General features: G+C 72.4%; 15 protein-coding genes. 6 read left to right on the forward strand and 9 right to left on the reverse strand.

Annotated elements, in window-relative coordinates; translation table 11 throughout:
- Nucleotides 1–17: 17 nt before the first annotated feature.
- Nucleotides 18–1,061: a YeiH family protein gene (locus ABD844_RS26205; protein WP_344883281.1), complete on the reverse strand. Its 1,044-nt coding sequence runs from the start codon at nucleotides 1,059–1,061 to the stop codon at nucleotides 18–20.
- 376 nt (nucleotides 1,062–1,437) lie between these two features.
- Here ABD844_RS26205 and ABD844_RS26210 point away from each other — a divergent pair, with 376 nt between their 5' ends.
- The 6 genes from ABD844_RS26210 (at nucleotide 1,438) to ABD844_RS26235 (ending at nucleotide 9,547) form a co-directional block, all read left to right on the forward strand.
- Nucleotides 1,438–2,328, forward strand: a complete 891-nt coding sequence (locus tag ABD844_RS26210; protein WP_344883284.1) for a LysR family transcriptional regulator — start codon at nucleotides 1,438–1,440, stop codon at nucleotides 2,326–2,328.
- A gap of 94 nt (nucleotides 2,329–2,422) precedes the next feature.
- Entirely contained in the window at nucleotides 2,423–3,943 is a 1,521-nt protein-coding gene (locus ABD844_RS26215) for a phytoene desaturase family protein (protein ID WP_344883287.1), read from the forward strand.
- A gap of 230 nt (nucleotides 3,944–4,173) precedes the next feature.
- On the forward strand, nucleotides 4,174–4,872 hold the full coding sequence (locus ABD844_RS26220; RefSeq protein ID WP_344883290.1) for a response regulator transcription factor: 699 nt from the start codon (nucleotides 4,174–4,176) through the stop codon (nucleotides 4,870–4,872).
- A gap of 23 nt (nucleotides 4,873–4,895) precedes the next feature.
- Nucleotides 4,896–6,260 carry a sensor histidine kinase gene (locus tag ABD844_RS26225; protein WP_344883293.1) on the forward strand — a complete coding sequence of 455 codons (1,365 nt, stop codon included), beginning with the start codon at nucleotides 4,896–4,898 and terminating at the stop codon, nucleotides 6,258–6,260.
- A gap of 24 nt (nucleotides 6,261–6,284) precedes the next feature.
- Nucleotides 6,285–7,463 carry a bifunctional glycosyltransferase family 2/GtrA family protein gene (locus tag ABD844_RS26230; protein WP_344883296.1) on the forward strand — a complete coding sequence of 393 codons (1,179 nt, stop codon included), beginning with the start codon at nucleotides 6,285–6,287 and terminating at the stop codon, nucleotides 7,461–7,463.
- Nucleotides 7,460–9,547, forward strand: coding sequence for an ArnT family glycosyltransferase (locus ABD844_RS26235; RefSeq protein WP_344883299.1), 2,088 nt, complete (start codon nucleotides 7,460–7,462; stop codon nucleotides 9,545–9,547). Before ABD844_RS26230 ends, ABD844_RS26235 begins: the two co-directional genes overlap by 4 nt.
- Nucleotides 9,548–9,668: 121 nt before the next feature.
- On the opposite strand, the gene ABD844_RS26240 is transcribed toward ABD844_RS26235, so the two are convergent.
- The 8 genes from ABD844_RS26240 to ABD844_RS26275 all read right to left on the reverse strand — a co-directional run.
- A complete protein-coding gene (locus tag ABD844_RS26240) occupies nucleotides 9,669–9,935 on the reverse strand; it encodes a hypothetical protein (protein WP_344883302.1) in 267 nt (88 codons plus the stop codon).
- 69 nt (nucleotides 9,936–10,004) lie between these two features.
- Nucleotides 10,005–10,856, reverse strand: a complete 852-nt coding sequence (locus ABD844_RS26245; protein ID WP_344883305.1) for a helix-turn-helix domain-containing protein — start codon at nucleotides 10,854–10,856, stop codon at nucleotides 10,005–10,007.
- Between the two features lie 57 nt (nucleotides 10,857–10,913).
- The gene (locus ABD844_RS26250) at nucleotides 10,914–11,195 is read right to left on the reverse strand and encodes a hypothetical protein (RefSeq protein ID WP_344883308.1); all 282 of its coding nucleotides are present in this window, start codon (nucleotides 11,193–11,195) and stop codon (nucleotides 10,914–10,916) included.
- Nucleotides 11,196–11,323: 128 nt separating this feature from the next.
- Nucleotides 11,324–12,337 carry a phosphotransferase family protein gene (locus tag ABD844_RS26255; protein WP_344883310.1) on the reverse strand — a complete coding sequence of 338 codons (1,014 nt, stop codon included), beginning with the start codon at nucleotides 12,335–12,337 and terminating at the stop codon, nucleotides 11,324–11,326.
- A 62-nt stretch (nucleotides 12,338–12,399) separates the two neighbouring features.
- A complete protein-coding gene (locus tag ABD844_RS26260; protein WP_344883313.1) occupies nucleotides 12,400–13,206 on the reverse strand; it encodes a GNAT family N-acetyltransferase in 807 nt (268 codons plus the stop codon).
- A gap of 72 nt (nucleotides 13,207–13,278) precedes the next feature.
- Complete coding sequence (locus tag ABD844_RS26265) at nucleotides 13,279–14,973, reverse strand: acyclic terpene utilization AtuA family protein (RefSeq protein WP_344883316.1); 1,695 nt, start codon at nucleotides 14,971–14,973, stop codon at nucleotides 13,279–13,281.
- 2 nt (nucleotides 14,974–14,975) lie between these two features.
- Entirely contained in the window at nucleotides 14,976–15,755 is a 780-nt protein-coding gene (locus tag ABD844_RS26270; RefSeq protein ID WP_344883319.1) for an enoyl-CoA hydratase-related protein, read from the reverse strand.
- The coding region (locus tag ABD844_RS26275; protein WP_344883322.1) for a biotin/lipoyl-containing protein at nucleotides 15,752–16,326 on the reverse strand (575 nt) is incomplete at its 5' end. The genes ABD844_RS26270 and ABD844_RS26275, both read right to left, overlap by 4 nt.

Here is a 16,326-nt window from a genome sequence, read left to right on the forward strand (position 1 = left end):
GGACGTCCACTCGAGGATCACACGACGAGGACGACCCCCGCCAGCGACGTGGCCGCGATGATCGCCGTGGCGATGCCGCCGAGCAGTGCCGCCCGGCCGCCCTTGACCAGTTTCCGCAGGTCGATGCCGGTTCCGAGGCCGAAGAGGGCGGCGGCCATGAGCACGTTCGTGACCGTGGGCACCGCCTGGACGACGGGCGCGGGCACCCAGCCGGTGCTGCGCAGGGCCACCATCGCCAGGAAGACGGCCACGAACAGCGGCACGACAGGCGGGCGCGACAGGCGTCGGGCGGTGCGTTCGGTGGGGCGGTCGGTGGGGCGGACGGTGGCGGTGGCGGTGGCGGTGGCGCGGCGGTGCCGGTAGGACGTCAGGGCGACCAGCGGGGCCAGCAGGATGACGCGGGCCAGCTTGACCGTCACGGCCCCGGCCAGCACGCCCGACGCCGCGCCGATCGCGGCCACCTGCGCCACCTCGTGCACGGCGGCGCCCGTCCACACACCGAGTTGCTCGGGCGACAGGTCCACGAGGGACGCCAGCAGGGGGATGACGGCGATGGCCGCGGTGCCGTACAGGACCACGACGCTCAGGGCTCCTGCCGCGGCGTCGTCACCGTCGGGGAGGTCGGTGCTCTCGCGCATGGCGGCGATCGCGGAGGCGCCGCAGATGGACACGCCCGTCGCGATGAGCAGCGACGTCCCCGGGCTCAGCCCGAGCCGGCGGCCGATCAGCGGCGTGACGGCGAACGTGAGCCCCGTGGCGACGACCACGACGGCCAGCGTCCGCCAGCCGAGCGCGAGCACCTGCGGGAGGGCGATCTGCAGGCCGAGCAGCGCGACCGCCGTACGCAGCACCCGGCGGGACACGAACGCCAGCCCTGGCTCGAACGTCGGCAGGTACGCCGTGGTCCTGGACCGCTCCGCGAGCCGTGCCACGTTGGCCAGGGCCGCGCCGGTGACCACGGCGACGACGGCGGGGCTGAGCGCGGGGACGTACCGGCTGACGAACACCGAGAACAGCACCGCCACCACCGTTACCCCGACCCCGGGCCAGAGCAGCCGCACCCTCCGGAGAGCGGTGACGGGGGCGGGGAGACGCACTGCGGGCGCGGAGCGACTGAAGGGCGCGGCCCCTCCAGCGGGCGTGGAGCGACTGGTGGACCCGGTCTCTCCGGCGGGCGCGGAGTCACCGGGGGACGCGGCCCCTCCGGTGGGCACGGAGTCACTGGCGGAGGTGGTGCCTGCGGCGGGTGCGGAGTCACCGGGGGATGCGGCCCCTGCGGCGGGCGCGGAGTTTCCGGCTGACGCGTGTTTGCCGGGGGAGGTGGGGGGCGGGGCGGCGGCGTTGGGTCCGTGGGTGCCGACGGTCATGATCCCAGTCTTTTGAGCGGCCGACCCCACCGGTAGCCGGTGATTGCCTGGGAGGTCATAGCCTGTGGCTATGACTGCGCTCCCCGACCTCGGCTCACTCAAGCTCCTCGTCGACGTCGGCGAGCTGGGCAGCCTCGGCCGGGCAGCCAGGGCCGCGGGCATCGCGCAGCCGTCGGCGAGCAAGCGGATCGCCCAGCTCGAACGCCGCCTCGGCCTGCCCCTGATCGAACGCACCCCGCGCGGCTCCACGCTCACCTCCGAGGGCAGGATGGTGGCCGGCTGGGCCGCGCAGGTGCTCGCCGCGGCGGACGAGCTGATGCGCGCCGCCCAGGCCGTACGCCACACCGAGGCCGCCCATCTGCGGGTGGCGTCGAGCATGACCGTGGCCGAGTATCTGGTGCCGCGCTGGCTCGGGGAGCTGCAGAACCGGGAGCCCGAGGTGCAGGTGGGGCTCGACGTGGTCAACTCCGCCGACGTCGCGGCCCGGGTGCTGGCCGAGGAGGTGGAGCTGGGCTTCGTCGAGGGGCCCACGGTGCCCGACGGGCTGGCCGGGCGCGTCGTGGGGACCGACCGGCTCGTCGTCGTGGTGGCGCCGGGGCATCCGTGGGCCCGCCGGCGTACGGCGCTGAGGGGGCCGGAGCTGGCCGCCACGCCGCTCGTGGTGCGGGAGCCGGGCTCGGGCACGCGCGAGACCCTCGACGTCGCCTTCGGCCGCCTGCACCGGGCCAGCCCGCGGCTGGAGCTGGGGTCCAACTCGGCGGTCAAGGGCGCGGCGCAGGCGGGGGCCGCCCCGGCGGTGCTGAGCGGGTACGCGGTGGAGTCCGACGTGGCCACGGGACGGCTGGTGGAGGTGCCCCTGTCGGGGATCAACCTGGTACGGAGCCTGCGCGCGGTGTGGCGCCGCGGTCGCGCCCTGACCGGCCCGGCCGCGACCCTCCTCACCATCGCCAGCCGCCCCTGACCGGGGCACGACGCCTCTGACCGTCGTCGGTGGCCTTTTGGGAGGTGCGGGTGGGCGTTGACGCGGGGTGCGGGGTGGGTCGTAAGGTGCGGGGATGGGCGCGTATGACGTGATCGTGGCAGGTGGCGGGCACAACGGGCTGGTCGCCGCGGCGTACCTCGCCAAGGCCGGGCGGCGGGTGCTCGTGCTGGAGCGGTACGGGCAGGTGGGCGGCCTGGCGGTCTCCGCCCAGGCGTTTCCCGGCGTGGACGTGCGGCTGTCGCGCTATTCGTACCTGGTCAGCCTGCTTCCGTCGCGGATCGTCCGCGATCTGGGGCTCGATCTGGAGCTGCGCCGCCGCCGGTACGCCTCCTACACCCCGAAGGGCGGCACCGGCCTGCTCGTCGACAACGAGGACGACCTGCGTACGGCGGCCTCGTTCAGAGAGGTGACCGGGGGCGAGGCCGACCACGGGGCGTGGCGGCGGTTCTACGGCCTGACCGCCGAGGTGGCGCGGGTGCTCGCCCCCACCCTCCTCGAACCGCTGCGCACCCAGGCCGAGATCGAGCGGCTGGTCGGCCAGGAGGCGTGGCGCGACCTGTTCGCGCGGCCGATCGGCGCGACCGTGGACGAGCGCTTCGCCGACGACACCGTACGCGGCGTCGTGCTGACCGACGCGCTGATCGGCACGTTCGCCGACCCCGCCACCGACCTGCTGGCCAACCGGTGCTTCCTCTACCACGTGATCGGCGACGGCACCGGCGAGTGGAACGTCCCCGTCGGCGGCATGGGCGCGGTCTCCGGCGCGCTGGAGGCGGCGGCGCGGCGGGCGGGCGCCGAGATCAGGACCGGGGCGGAGATCATCGGCATCTCACCGTCGTCGGGCGAGGTGACGTTCGTGGCGGAAGACGGCGAGCACACCGTGAACGGCGGCCACGTGCTGGTCAACCTGCCGCCGGCCGTGCTCGACCGGCTCACGGGCGGGCGGCCGGCGGTGCCCGAGGGCGCGCAGCTCAAGGTCAACATGGTGCTGACGCGGCTGCCGAGGCTGGCGGACCCGTCCGTGGATCCGCGGGCGGCCTTCAGCGGTACGTTCCACATCAACGAGGGACGCGACCAGCTCGCGACGGCCTACGCGCAGGCGGCACGGGGAGAGATCCCGGAATTGCCGCCCGCCGAGGTCTACTGCCATTCCCTGACCGATTCCTCCATCCTCGGGCCCGAGCTGAGAGGCCGGGCCGAGACGATGACGCTGTTCGGCCTCCACATGCCCGCCCGACTTTTCCGGCAAGATCCAGAAAAAGCGCGGAAAGCGGCGTTGGCTGCCACCTTTGCCTCCATCAACTCCGTGCTGGCCGAACCCATCGAGGAATGCCTGCTCACCGCCCCCGACGGCAGCCCGTGCGTGGAGGTCAAAACCCCCGTCGACCTCGAACGGGACGCCTCGCTCCCCGGCGGCCACATCTTCCACACCGACCTGAGCTGGCCGTACGCGGAAGAAGGCGGATGGGGCGTGGAGACCGAGCACGAACGCGTCCTGATGTGCGGCGCCGGAGCGCGCAGGGGCGGCGGCGTCAGCGGAATCGGCGGTCACAACGCGGCGATGGCCCTGCTGCGCCCCGGAACGATCACCTGACCGCCTGTCGACGCGGAGCGCCTCACTCCCGGGGTGCCCCGGTGCTCGATCTCGGCAATGACGCCGCGGGAGACCGTTGCCGACGAGAAGCCGCCCGCGAAGTACGATGGAGCCGTCGCGAGGTTCAAAGCCGTGCCCGTCACGTGGCGATCCTCCTGAAAGTGATCCTCATAAAATCTCCGTGAAATCGTTCATAGCGTTTTCATGATCAACCCCTAGCGTTTGTGAACATGAGTGAGCCCGCACGATTGCTGGTAGTGGACGACGAGCCCGCGTTGCGCGAGGCGCTGCAGTCGAGCCTGGAGTTCGAGGGCTACAAGGTCACCACCGCCGACGACGGGCACCAGGCACTCGACGCGCTGGCGGCGGAGACCTACGACGCGGTGCTGCTCGACGTCATGATGCCGCGCCTCGACGGGCTCACCGCGTGCCGCAGGCTCCGGGCCTCGGGCAACCACGTCCCGGTCCTCATGCTCACCGCCCGCGACGCGGTGGGCGACCGGGTGTCGGGGCTCGACGCGGGGGCCGACGACTATCTGGTCAAGCCGTTCGAGCTGGACGAGTTGCTGGCCCGGGTGCGGGCGCTGCTGCGCCGGGGCGCGCTGAGCGCGGGCACCCCCGAGGGCGACACGCTCTCGTACGGCGACCTGCGCATGGACCCGGCGACCAGAGAGGTCACCCGCGGCGCGCGCACGCTCGACCTGACCCGCACCGAATACCTGCTGATGGAGCTGTTCCTCGCGCACCCGCGCCAGGTGCTGACCCGGGACCAGATCCTCAGCGAGGTGTGGGGCTTCGACTTCGAGCCGACATCCAACTCGCTCGACGTCTACGTGATGTACCTACGGCGCAAGACCGAGGCCGCCGGAGAGCCGAGAGTGATCCACACGGTGCGCGGGGTGGGTTATGTGCTCCGGGCCGCGCCGTGAGCAGGGAGGGTCCACGGGCGCGCGTGAGCCGCCTGCTCATGCGCGGCAGCCTGCACACCCGTCTGACGCTGCTGGTCACGGTGGCCGTGGCGCTCGCCATCGCGATGTGCGCGGGCGTGTCGTGGTACATCACGCAGAGCCAGCTCATGAGCAATCTCGACCGGAGCAACCTGGAGTCGGCGAGGCAGGGCGACAAGCGCTACCTCGAGCGCAACTGCACACCCGACGGCTCGTACATTCCTTACGACGGCATGGCGACGCTGCTGTTCGCCGACGGCACCACGTGCTCGCTCGGTCCGCCCATCGTGCCTGACCTGCAGAAGGATCTGACGGCGCTGAAGCCGTGCGAGCCGCAGTTCCGCACCGGCGAGACCCGTGACGGCAAGCCGGTCCGCGTGGTCGCGGTCAACTTCAGGCCCGGCGTGGCGGTCCTGGAGGCGCGGCCGACCCACGACGTCCAGAACATGATGCGGATCGCGGCGATCACGCTGGGCGGCATCACCGCGCTCGGGGTGGTGGGCGCGGCCTGGGCCGGGCTGGTGATCTCGCGGGCCGCCCTGCGCCCCGTGGGCGACCTGACCCAGGCGGTCGAGCACATCGCGCAGACCGAGGACCTCGACACCCGCATCCCCGTCAGGGGCGACGACGAGATCGCGCGCCTGTCGTCGTCCTTCAACGCCATGACGGCCGCGCTGGCCGGGTCACGAGAGCGGCAGAAACAGCTCGTCGCCGACGCCGGGCACGAGCTGCGTACCCCGCTCACCACCCTGCGCACCAACATCGACCTGCTGTTGCGCAGCGAGCAGACCGGCCGCAGCCTCGATCCAGGCGCCAAGGAACGCCTGCTGATCAACGTGAAGGCGCAGTTCGCCGAGCTGTCCACGCTCGTCGCCGACCTGCTCCAGCTCGCCAGGGGCGACACCGACCACGAGCCGCACGTCGAGCTGGGCTTCCACGGGGTGGTCACCGCCGCCGTCGAGCGCGCCAGGCTGCGCGGCGCGGAGGTCTCCACCGACCTGCGCCCCTGGTACGTCGTGGGCAGCGCCACCTCGCTCGAACGCGCCGTGCTCAACCTGGTCGACAACGCCGCCAAGTTCAGCCCCGGCGGCCGGGTCGAGGTGAAGCTGCGCGACGGCCGCCTGACCGTGCGCGACCACGGCCCTGGGCTGTCGGAGGAGGAGCTGCCGCACGTCTTCGAACGCTTCTGGCGCTCCCCGTCGGCCCGCAGCCTGCCCGGCTCCGGGCTCGGGCTGGCGATCGTGGCGCAGGCCGTCGCCGAGGCCGGGGGGACGGTCAGTCTGGCCAACGCGCCGGGCGGCGGCGCCATCGCGACCCTGGAGCTACCGGGAACTCTCATCCGCAACTCAGAAATGGATAAGGCACGTTAAAGACCTGAATCGTGAGCTTGCTGCATGGAGACAACAGCAGTAAGGACACGCCTGGTCGAGGTGGTCGTCCCCGTCTACAACGAGCAGCGGGCGCTACAGGACAGCGTCACCCGGCTGCATACCTACCTCAACAGGAACTTTCCCTACGGCTTCCGCATCACGATCGCCGACAACGCCAGCACCGACAACACCTGGCAGCTCGCGGTCGAACTGGCCAGGGAGCTGACCTTCGTACGAGCGGTGCACCTCGACGAGAAGGGGCGCGGGCGGGCGCTGCGCCGGGTCTGGTCGCAGAGCGAGGCCGACGTCGTCAGCTACATGGACGTGGACCTGTCCACCGACCTGGACGCGTTCCTGCCGCTGGTGGCGCCGCTGCTGTCGGGCCACAGCGACCTGGCCATCGGCACCCGCCTGGCCAGGGCGTCACGGGTCGAGCGGGGGCCCAAGCGGGAGTTCATCTCCCGCTCGTACAACCTGCTGCTGCGCTTCGGCATGGGAGCGGGGTTCTCCGACGCGCAGTGCGGATTCAAGGCCGTCCGTACGGAGATCGCCCAGGCATTGCTGCCCGCCGTCGAGGACGAGCAGTGGTTCTTCGACACCGAGCTGCTGCTCCTGGCCGAGAGCCACGGACTGCGCATCCACGAGGTGCCCGTGGACTGGGTGGACGACCCCGACAGCCGGGTGGACATCGTGCAGACCGCGCTCGACGACCTGCGCGGCCTGGCGCGGGTGGGGCGCAAGACGTTGTCCGGCGCGGCGCGCATCCCGGTGCCCGCCCGGGTCGAGCGGGCCGAACTGCCCAAGGGCATGGCCAGGCAGCTCCCGCGCTTCGCGATCGTCGGCGCGATCTGCACGCTGTCGTACCTGCTGCTGTACTCCCTGCTGCGCCAGATCGTGCCGCCGCTGACGGCCAACGCGATCGCGCTGCTGGTCACCGCCGTGGCCAACACCGCCGCCAACCGCCGCTTCACCTTCGGCGTCAAGGGGGCGGGCGGGGCGCTGCGGCACCAGTTCGAAGGGCTGATCGCGTTCCTGGTCGGGCTGGCGCTCACCTCCGGCAGCCTGGCGCTGCTGCCAGACGGGGTCTCGCACGGCGTGGAACTGGTCGCCGTCGTGATCGCGAACGCGGCCGCCACCCTCGTCCGGTTCATGCTGCTGCGCGTGTGGGTCTTCAACCCCAAGCGGCAGGGGAGCACCCGATGACCGCTACCGCTCTGCGGGCGGCCGGGCACCGGGCGCCCAGGAGCCGCCCCCTGCTCGCCCGCGTCTTCCTCGGCGACGCGGACGATCCCCGCTGGGCGCGGCCCGCGCTCTGGGCGGTGCTGGCCGTCGCGTTCGTCCTGTACGCCTGGGGGCTGAGCGGCAACGCCAACGAGTACTACGCCGCCACCGTCCTGTCCGGCACGCAGAGCTGGAAGGCGTTCTTCTTCGGGGCGCTCGACGCGGGCTCCTTCATCACCGTGGACAAGCCGCCGCTGGCGCTGTGGGTGATGGGCCTGTCGGCGCGGATCTTCGGGTACTCCACATGGAGCATGCTGCTCCCGCAGGCGCTGGCCGGGGTGGCCGCCGTCGGGCTGGTGTACTCGGCCGTCCGCCGGGCCTTCGACGTGGCCGGTCGTACAGGGAGAGCCGCCGGGCACGTGGCGGCCCTGGTCGCGGCCGTCGTCATGACCCTGACCCCGATCACCGTGGCGATCAACCGCGACAACAACCCCGACACCGTCCTGGTGCTGCTGCTGGTCGCGGCGGCGTGGTTCTGCCTGGAGGCGCTGCGTACGGGGCGGCTGCGCCCGCTGCTGCTGGCGGCCTTCTTCGTGGGGCTGGGGTTCAACGCCAAGATGTTGCAGGCGTACCTGGTGGTTCCGGCGTTCGCGCTGGCGTACCTGGTGTGCGCGCGGGCCACGTGGCCCCGGCGGATCGGGCACCTGCTGGCGGCCGGGGGCGTGCTGGTCGTGTCGAGCGGCTGGTGGATGGTCGTCGCCGACCTGTGGCCCGAGGACTCCAGGCCCTACATCGGCGGCTCGACCGACAACACCGTCTGGGACCTGGTCGTCGGCTACAACGGCCTGGGCCGGATCTTCGGGGAGGGCGGTGCCGGCGGTGGCTTCGGGGGCGGCCGTGGCTTCGGCGGCGAGTCGGGCGCCGGGCGGCTGTTCAACGACATCCTCGCCGGGCAGATCTCGTGGCTGTTGCCGTTCTGCGTGGTGGCGCTGGTGTTCGCGGTCCTCGCCAGGCGGCGGGGGCTCACGTCAGGTGACGGTCCGCCGGGGGCGGCCTGGCTGATGTGGGGCGGCTGGCTGGTCGTGCACGCCGTGGTGTTCAGCTTCTCCAGCGGCACCTTCCACCCGTACTACACGACCGCCATGGCTCCGGCGGTGGCGGCGCTGTGCGGGATGGGCGTGGTGGCGATGTGGCAGGCGTACCGGGCGTCGCGTTCGTGGGCCTGGGTACTGCCGACGGCGGTCGCCGTGACCGGCGCGTGGTCGTTCGTGGTGCTGCGCCGTACGCCCGACTGGGCGCCGTGGCTGGCCTGGGTCGTGCTCGGGGCGACCTTGGTGGCCGTGGGGGTGCTCGCGCTGGCCAGGGTGCGGGCGCTGGTGACCGTACGCGTCACGGCGGTCGCGCTGGCGGCCGCGGTGATCGGCGGGCTGGCCGGGCCCGCGGCGTACGCGGTGACGCCATTGCAGTCGCCGATCAACGGCACGAACCCGACCGCCGGACCCGCGACGGGCGGCGGGATGCGCTTCGGGGGGCAAGGGGGAATGCCCGGAGGCGGCCAGTCGTCCCGTGGCTGGCGCGACCAGCAGGGCGGCGACGACCAGCCGGCCGGAACCGCCCAGCCCGACCGCCCAGCGCGGCCCAACGGCCAGAACGGTCAGACCGGGCAAGATGCGCAGGGCGGGCAGCCCGGCCAGGACGGCCAGCCCGGCGCCACGGGGCAACCGGGCGGCGGCCGGGGCGGACCCGGCGGCGGCGGTAACGACGCGATGGCCGACTACCTGGTGGCCAACCAGGGCAACGCCACCTGGTTGGTGGCGGTGGGCAGCGCCAGGGAGGCGTCGGCCCTGATCCTGTCCACGGGCAAGCCCGTGATCGCCATGGGCGGCTTCACCGGCAGCGACCCCGCCATGACCGTGGAGCGTCTGCAGTCCCTGGTCTCGTCGGGGCAGCTCCGCTACGTCATGTCAGGCGGCGGCGGCCGTGGCGGCAGTGAGGCGATGACCTGGGTGCAGGAGAACTGCACGGCGGTCGAGGGTCAGGACGGCCTGTACGACTGCGCCGGATAGCCGGGCCGAGGGCTCCTCCCGACGCAGGGGCGGAGCCTTGACGGCCACGACATGAGAGGTGCCCCACGAGGTGGGGCACCGTACCCCAGGCGCGCCCGCGGCACCCCGCTGGAGGAGGGCGTCAGGCGGGCAGTGCGGCCAGGAGGAAGGCCAGGCGGGCGGCGGCGGACTCCACGTCGTCGGCGGTGCCCAGGCGGTAGCCCCACGACGTGATGAAGGCGCCCTCCTCGGAACAGGTCACCGTCTCCGCGAGGGTGGCCGAGAAGCGGTTGCGGACCGACACGTATGCCGGGTCGCTCGACAACGAGAGGCGATGGACCGCCAGATCAGCGTGCCGACTCGCGTGCCACGCGAGCCGCTCGAGGCAGAGCGCGGTATCCAGCATCATGCGTCACCTCCGCAACGTCTCGCGACAGAATTGCACGATCTTGGGTCGGGAGGCAAGCAATTGCTGCGGTTAATGTGCGGTTTGTTGCCGGTATTCGCGAAGAATCGCGATGATGACTTCTCTCCCCGTCTCCTCGAACTCGGCCGCTTTCGCGTAGTCCTCGAAGGCCCGCACGTAGAAGGCGATGTCATCGGGATCGCGCAGGATGAAGTCCTTCGTCATGGTGGCGACCGCGACCAGCGCCTCGTTGTAGATCCAGAAGCCGTTGATCGGGTTGGCGGGCAGCTCGGTGCTGAACGGGATCACGCCGAACTCCACGTTCGGCAGCGTGCTGACGGCGAGCAGGCGGTCGAGCTGGCCGCGCATCACGTCGGGCGGGGCCAGCGCCGTGCGCAGCGCCGCCTCGGTCACCACGAACCGGAACGTGCGGGTCCGGTCGTAGAGGATCTCCTGGCGCTGCATGCGTACCCGGACCGCCGCGTCGATCTGGTCGGCGGCGCTGTAGAGCCGCTTGACCTTGCGGAACACGTGCCGGGCGTACTCGGAGGTCTGCAGCAGGCCCACGACGATGCCCGGCTCGAAGACGCGGAAGAGCTTCGTGCGCGCCTCCAGGTCGCGGATGTCCTCCTGGAGCGCGGCCAGGCCGCTGCGGTGGCGCTGTTTCCAGTCGTCGTGCCGTTCGAGCAGCGCGATCGACTGCCTGATCAGCTCGTCGGTGGTGTCGGGCAGGGCGTTGACGGCCTGCGCCCACACGACCACGTCGTCCTCGGTGGCCGTCTGCCGGGCGTTCTCCAGCCGGGAGACCTTGGACGGCTGCCAGCGCAGCCGCTCGGCCAACTCTTTGCCCGACAGTTGGGCGGACTCGCGCAGTTGGCGCAACTGGCTGCCGAGGTCGATGCGCGCCTGCTGAAAGGACGTCACGCAGCAAGAGGCTAGCCCTGTGACGGCCGATCATGCCAGGGCCCGCGCCGATTGTGATCAGGTGGTGGCCGAGGGTGTTCCTCCACTGGTGGGGAAAGCGATTGCCGCCGTCGTGCCGGAGCCGGCGCGGGCGTCGGGCAGGACCCGGCGGGCGATCTCGGTGATCAACTCGCGGGGCACCTCGACCGCGGTCTCGCCGTCGAGCACGTCGCGGAGGTCGGCGAGCGCCTCCGCGTCGGTCACCTGCAGACCCTGCACCACGATGGTGCCGCGGTCGGTCTCGTACAGGGTGGGGCAGGCGCCCGCCTCCGAGGTGGAGCCGAGGAACCGCATGCGCATGACAATCCTTCCCCGTAAATCGGTGCAATTGCGCGCAATAGTATGGCTATGGGATCAATCCACGTTCGTACTTCCATAAATCGTGATAAAAGGCTGTCCGTGAACGCCTGCCATTGCGGCCCGGCGACCTAATCCAGCTCGCCCTCCATGAACGCCCGCGCCCGCTCGAACAACCCCAGCGTCGTCGCGTGCAACAGGTCGCCGATGTCCTTGGGCGCCTTGCCGGCGAACGCCCGCGCGTGGCTGCCTTCGAGCACGATGCCGAGCTTGAAGCAGGCCATGACCGCGTACCAGCCGACGGCCGACAGGTCACGCTCCGACAGCGCCGCGTAGTACGCGACGATCTCCCTCGGCGGCGGCAGCCCCGGCACGTGGCCGTTGTTGGCGGGCCAGGTGGCCAGCAACCAGCCGAGGTCCACGAGTGGGTCGCCGATCGTGCACATCTCCCAGTCGACGATCGCGGCCACGCGGGGGCCGTCGCAGGCGAACATGAGGTTCGCGAAGTGGTAGTCGCCGTGCATGACGCCCGGCGCGAACGTACGGGGCAGGTGGCGGGTCAGCCAGTCGGCCGTCTCGTGCAGGCCGGGGATGTCGGGCCCTGGATAGCCGTCGAGCTCACCGTACGAGTCGAGCTCCTTGAGCCAGCGCGGCACCTGCCGCTCCAGGAAGCCCTCCGGCCGCCCGAACCCCGGCAGCACGCCCGGATCGACCCGCCCCAGCTCGGCCAGCGCCGCCGCGGCCTCCAGCCCCATGCGGTGCCTGATCGCCGCGTCGGACGCGTGCGGCTCGGGCAGCCCCGTCGAGGGGTTGAACCCGTCGACCGGCTCCATCAGATAGAACACCGGCTCGCGCTCGGTCTGCGCGGCCACCACCCGGGGCGCGGGCACGGGCGTGTCGCGCAGCGCCGCCAGCACCCGCGCCTCGCGGCGCAGCACCTCGTTGCTCTTGCGGCGGGCGTGCACGGGCGGGCGGCGCAGCACGTAGGGGCGGCCGCCGCGCTCGAAGCGGACCATGACGTTCTGCGTGCCGCCCAGGACCGGCGCCGGGCCCGTGATCGGGCCGCCGGGCAGCCCTTGGGCGTCCATCCACGCGCCCAGCTCGTCGAGGTCGATGGCGCCGACGTCGATGTGGGTGGAGCTCATGGACCGCCCTTCTACAGAACGATATTCTAGCGGGCGACCCTACGAGAGCGCCGCGCGCACGGTCAACCCAGGGCCTGCATGAACGGCAGGAACTGCCGGGAGCGGTCACCGGGCGGCTCGCCGCCGCGCGACATGACCGAGACCGTCCACGGCTCGCCGATGCCGTGCTCGCCCGCCCACCTGATCATCTTCTCCTTGGCCAGGTCGAAGTCCATGCGCACCTCGCCGCCCGCGTCCAGCGCCAGGTCACCGATCAGCGCCTGGGCGGTCTCCTCGTCCCCGGCCACGACCGGCCCGATCACGGTGTTGCCGTCGTTGCGCCAGCAGTGTCCGAAGCCGCCGTCGGCCACGCGTACGCGCACGCCGAAGTCGAACATCCGCCGCAGCGCCGCCGACCGGTCCGTGCCGAACACTTCGGCGTCCAGCTCCAGGACGCGGTCCAGGTCAGCCTCCGTGGCCGGGCGGGTCCTCCCGGAGGGCTCGCCCTGGAAGACGCCCGTGTGCTTGGCCGCGCGGCAGATGACGCGGAAGCCGAGCCGTTCGTAGAGGGGGCGGCCCTGCTCGGTGGCGTAGAGAGAGACCGTGCGCCCGCCGGCCTGCGCCAGCAGGTGCTCCATGACCCTGCGGGCCAGGCCCTGCCTGCCGAACCTGGAGGCGGTCAGGACCATGCTGATCGCCGCGTGGTCGTCGCCGTAGCGGGTCAGGACGGCGGTCGAGGCCAGGCCGTCGCCGTCGGGGGCGTCGATGCCGTACGCCTCGCCGAGGTCGAACAGCAGCCGCCACTTATGCCGCTCGGGCGGCCAGTCGCGGTCTTCGGCCAGGCGGACGCAGTCGTCGAGGTCGTCGGTCGAGAGGCGGCGTACGGTCATGGGGACATCCTTCTCCATGGGGGAGGCCGCGCTCAAAGTGTTTGTTGAGGGGCGAGCGCCCTCCGCGGGCACTCAGGGGGTCAGGGACCGGGGGATCTCCACCGGGCAGGCGCGCAGCTCCTCGCCCAGGGCCTTCGCCTGCGGGTCCATGCGCGGGCTGGCCGACACCCCACGGCCCAGGAGGCCGTGGACGACGAAGTTGAGCGCCTTGAGGTTGGGGAGGTCGTGGCGGTCCACCCGGTACGGAGCCAGCCCGGGGAGCAGCCGCTTGAGCGTGCCGGTGGTGAGGTGGGCGGCCAGCCAGTCGTACCGGTCGCGGGTGTCCGTCCAGACGCCCAGGTTGGCGTTGCCGCCCTTGTCGCCCGACCGCGCTCCGGCGATCCGCCCGAGCGGCACGGGGACGGTCGCCTCCCCGCCCCACGAGCCCGCCGCCGATCGCGCCGCAGGACCGGAGGGCACGGGGGCCGCGACGGGCACGTCGGGCACGTCGGGCTCCGCGTACGGGATCTCCTCCCCGTCCAGGAACACCCTGGGCCGGACCTCCGAGCGCGGCACCAGGACCGGCCAGTACACCCCGTACGGCGAGGCGTTGCCAGGCGGGGTGAGGCCGTGGAGGCCCGGGTAGCTCGCCAGCCCCGTCTCGGTCACGGCCGCGGAGAACGCGCGCCCCGCCAGCCGCTCGTCCGCCGACATGACCGTGATCCGCAGCAGCCCCGAGCCGGTGAGCGTCACGTCCACCTCGTCGAACGACTCCCGCGGGACCCGCGCCCAGATCGCCTCCTCCGCCACCCGCGCCTTCTCCGCCACGTCGAGGCCGGTCAGCACGAGCGTCATCGTGTTGCGGTATCCGCCCAGGTGGTTGACCGCGACCTTGAGCGTGCCGGGCGGCGGCTCGCCGCGCACGCCCGAGACCAGCACCCGGTCGGGCCCGTCGTCGGTCAGCGTGATCGTGTCGAAGCGGGCGACCACGTCGGGGCCGAGGTAGCGGGGGCCGCCCAGTTCGTAGACGAGCTGCGCGGTGACCGTGCCGATCGAGACGAGCCCGCCCGTGCCGGGGTGCTTGGTGATCACGGCCGAGCCGTCCGCGCGCAGCTCGGCGAGCGGGAAGCCGCAGTGCGCGAGGTCGGGCACGTCCTGGAAGAACGCGTAGTTGCCGCCGGTCGCCTGGCAGCCGCACTCGATGACGTGCCCCGCCACCACCGAGCCCGCGAGCGGGTCGAGGTCGCCGGGCCCCCATCCGTACCGCCAGATGCCGGGGCCCGTCACCAGCGCCGCGTCCGTCACGCGGCCGGTCACCACGACGTCCGCGCCCGCGGACAGCGCGGCGGCGATGGGCCGGCCGCCGAGGTAGGCGTTGGCGGTCAGGGGCGTGGCGTCGAGGCGCTCGCCCGTGTCGGCGTTGACCAGGTCGAGCGGGTGGCCGGTGAGGTCGTCGCCGGTCACGTACGCGACGGCGGGCGACAGGCCCAGCCGCGAGGCCAGCTCGTGAACGGCGGCCGCGCACCCGGCCGGGTCGAGCCCGCCCGCGTTCGCCACGATCTTGATGCCCCGGTCGAGGCAGGGCCCGAGGACGTCCTCCACCTGGCGCAGGAACGTCGGCGCGTAGCCGGGACGGCCCTTGAGCCGGTTGCCGGCCAGGATGAACATCGTCAGCTCGGCCAGCCAGTCGCCGGTCAGCACGTCGATCGGCCCGCCCTCGACCATCTCCCTGGCGGCGGAGAGCCGGTCGCCGTAGAAGCCGCTGCAGTTCGCGATCCGCAAGACCATGATCAGACCTGTGGCGGGACCCACGCGGGCGGGCGCTTGGCCATGAACGCGGCGATGCCCTCCTGGCCCTCCTCCGAGGTGAACCGCTCGGCCGACAGCTCGGTCATCCGCCGCAGCCCCTCACCGAACGACATCCCGGGCACCTCCCTGACCATCCGCTTCGTGATCGCCAGCGCCTCGGGCCCGCCCTTCGTCAGCATCTCGGCGTAGTGGGCGACGGCCGCGTCGAGCTCGTCCTCCGGCACGGCCTTCGACAGCAGGCCGATCTCCACCGCCCGCGCGGCGTCGAACACCTCGCCGGTCAGGAAGTAGTCGGCCGCCGCGCGGGGGCCGAGCCTCCTGAGCACCGGCACCGAGATCATGGCGGGCACGACCCCGAGGCGTACCTCGGTGAACGCGAACGACGCCGTCAGCGGCGCGATCGCGAAGTCGCACGCCGCGACCAGCCCCAGGCCACCCGCCCGCGCGGTGCCGTTGAGCCGGCAGATCACCGGCTTGGGGCTCTCCCAGAGCAGCTCCAGGACCTGCGGGAACGACGCCGTCACGGGAGCGCCCGGCCGATCCTCCGCGGCGCGCTGCTCCTTGAGGTCGGCCCCGGAGCAGAACACCTTGCCCGTGGCGGTCAGCACGATCACCCTGGCCGCCGGCTCGGCCAGCGCCCAGGCCAGCCGGTCCGACAGGTCGGCCAGCAGGCGTACGGACAGCGCGTTGCGGTTGGGCGGCGAGTCGAGCGTGATCGTCGCGATCCCCGCCGCGAGGTCCTTGTGCACCAGGCCCGTCATGACTTCCCCTCCTGGATGACCGCCAGCACCGCTCCCGCGTCGACCTGGCGGCCCTTCTCCACGTGTACGCCGGACACCACGCCGTCGGCCGGTGCGGTGATCCGGTGCTCCATCTTCATCGCCTCGATGACCACGACCGCCTGGCCCCTGGCCACTCGGTCGCCGGGCGCCACCTCGACCCGCAGCACGCTACCCGGCATCGGGGCCAGCAGGGATCCGGGCGCGACGTCGTCGGCGGGTTCGGGCAGGACGGGGACGGGGGTCAGCGCGGCGTGGCCCTCGGCGTGGTCGACGTACACCCTGGGGTCGTCGTCGTACCTGGCCACCTCGAACCTGCGCCGGACGCCGTCGCTCTCCAGGACCACCTCGTGCGGCCCCGCGCTGATGACCGTGACGCCTTCGGGGACGGGATCGTAGACGACCGGCGGGCACTCCTCGAAGTGGGCGCGGCGCGGCTGCGAGCGGACGTTGCGCCAGCCGGACGGCAGACCGGCCAGCACCCGGGCCCGGCCGCGGTTGTCGGCGGCCGCCGGCAGGGCGGCGCCGAGCGCGGCCAGCGCGGACATGGCCC

This window comes from Nonomuraea antimicrobica, from assembly GCF_039536965.1.
GTDB classification, from domain to species: domain Bacteria; phylum Actinomycetota; class Actinomycetes; order Streptosporangiales; family Streptosporangiaceae; genus Nonomuraea; species Nonomuraea antimicrobica.

Excerpts from the sequence above, each read along its gene's own strand:
- ABD844_RS26210 (WP_344883284.1), top strand. The coding sequence starts at position 1,438 with ATGACTGCGCTCCCCGACCTCGGCTCACTCAAGCTCCTCGTCGACGTC.
- ABD844_RS26215 (WP_344883287.1), top strand. The coding sequence starts at position 2,423 with ATGGGCGCGTATGACGTGATCGTGGCAGGTGGCGGGCACAACGGGCTG.
- ABD844_RS26220 (WP_344883290.1), top strand. The coding sequence starts at position 4,174 with ATGAGTGAGCCCGCACGATTGCTGGTAGTGGACGACGAGCCCGCGTTG.
- ABD844_RS26230 (WP_344883296.1), top strand. The coding sequence starts at position 6,285 with ATGGAGACAACAGCAGTAAGGACACGCCTGGTCGAGGTGGTCGTCCCC.
- ABD844_RS26235 (WP_344883299.1), top strand. The coding sequence starts at position 7,460 with ATGACCGCTACCGCTCTGCGGGCGGCCGGGCACCGGGCGCCCAGGAGC.
- ABD844_RS26240 (WP_344883302.1), bottom strand. The coding sequence starts at position 9,935 with ATGATGCTGGATACCGCGCTCTGCCTCGAGCGGCTCGCGTGGCACGCG.
- ABD844_RS26250 (WP_344883308.1), bottom strand. The coding sequence starts at position 11,195 with ATGCGCATGCGGTTCCTCGGCTCCACCTCGGAGGCGGGCGCCTGCCCC.
- ABD844_RS26255 (WP_344883310.1), bottom strand. The coding sequence starts at position 12,337 with ATGAGCTCCACCCACATCGACGTCGGCGCCATCGACCTCGACGAGCTG.
- ABD844_RS26260 (WP_344883313.1), bottom strand. The coding sequence starts at position 13,206 with ATGACCGTACGCCGCCTCTCGACCGACGACCTCGACGACTGCGTCCGC.
- ABD844_RS26265 (WP_344883316.1), bottom strand. The coding sequence starts at position 14,973 with ATGGTCTTGCGGATCGCGAACTGCAGCGGCTTCTACGGCGACCGGCTC.
- ABD844_RS26270 (WP_344883319.1), bottom strand. The coding sequence starts at position 15,755 with ATGACGGGCCTGGTGCACAAGGACCTCGCGGCGGGGATCGCGACGATC.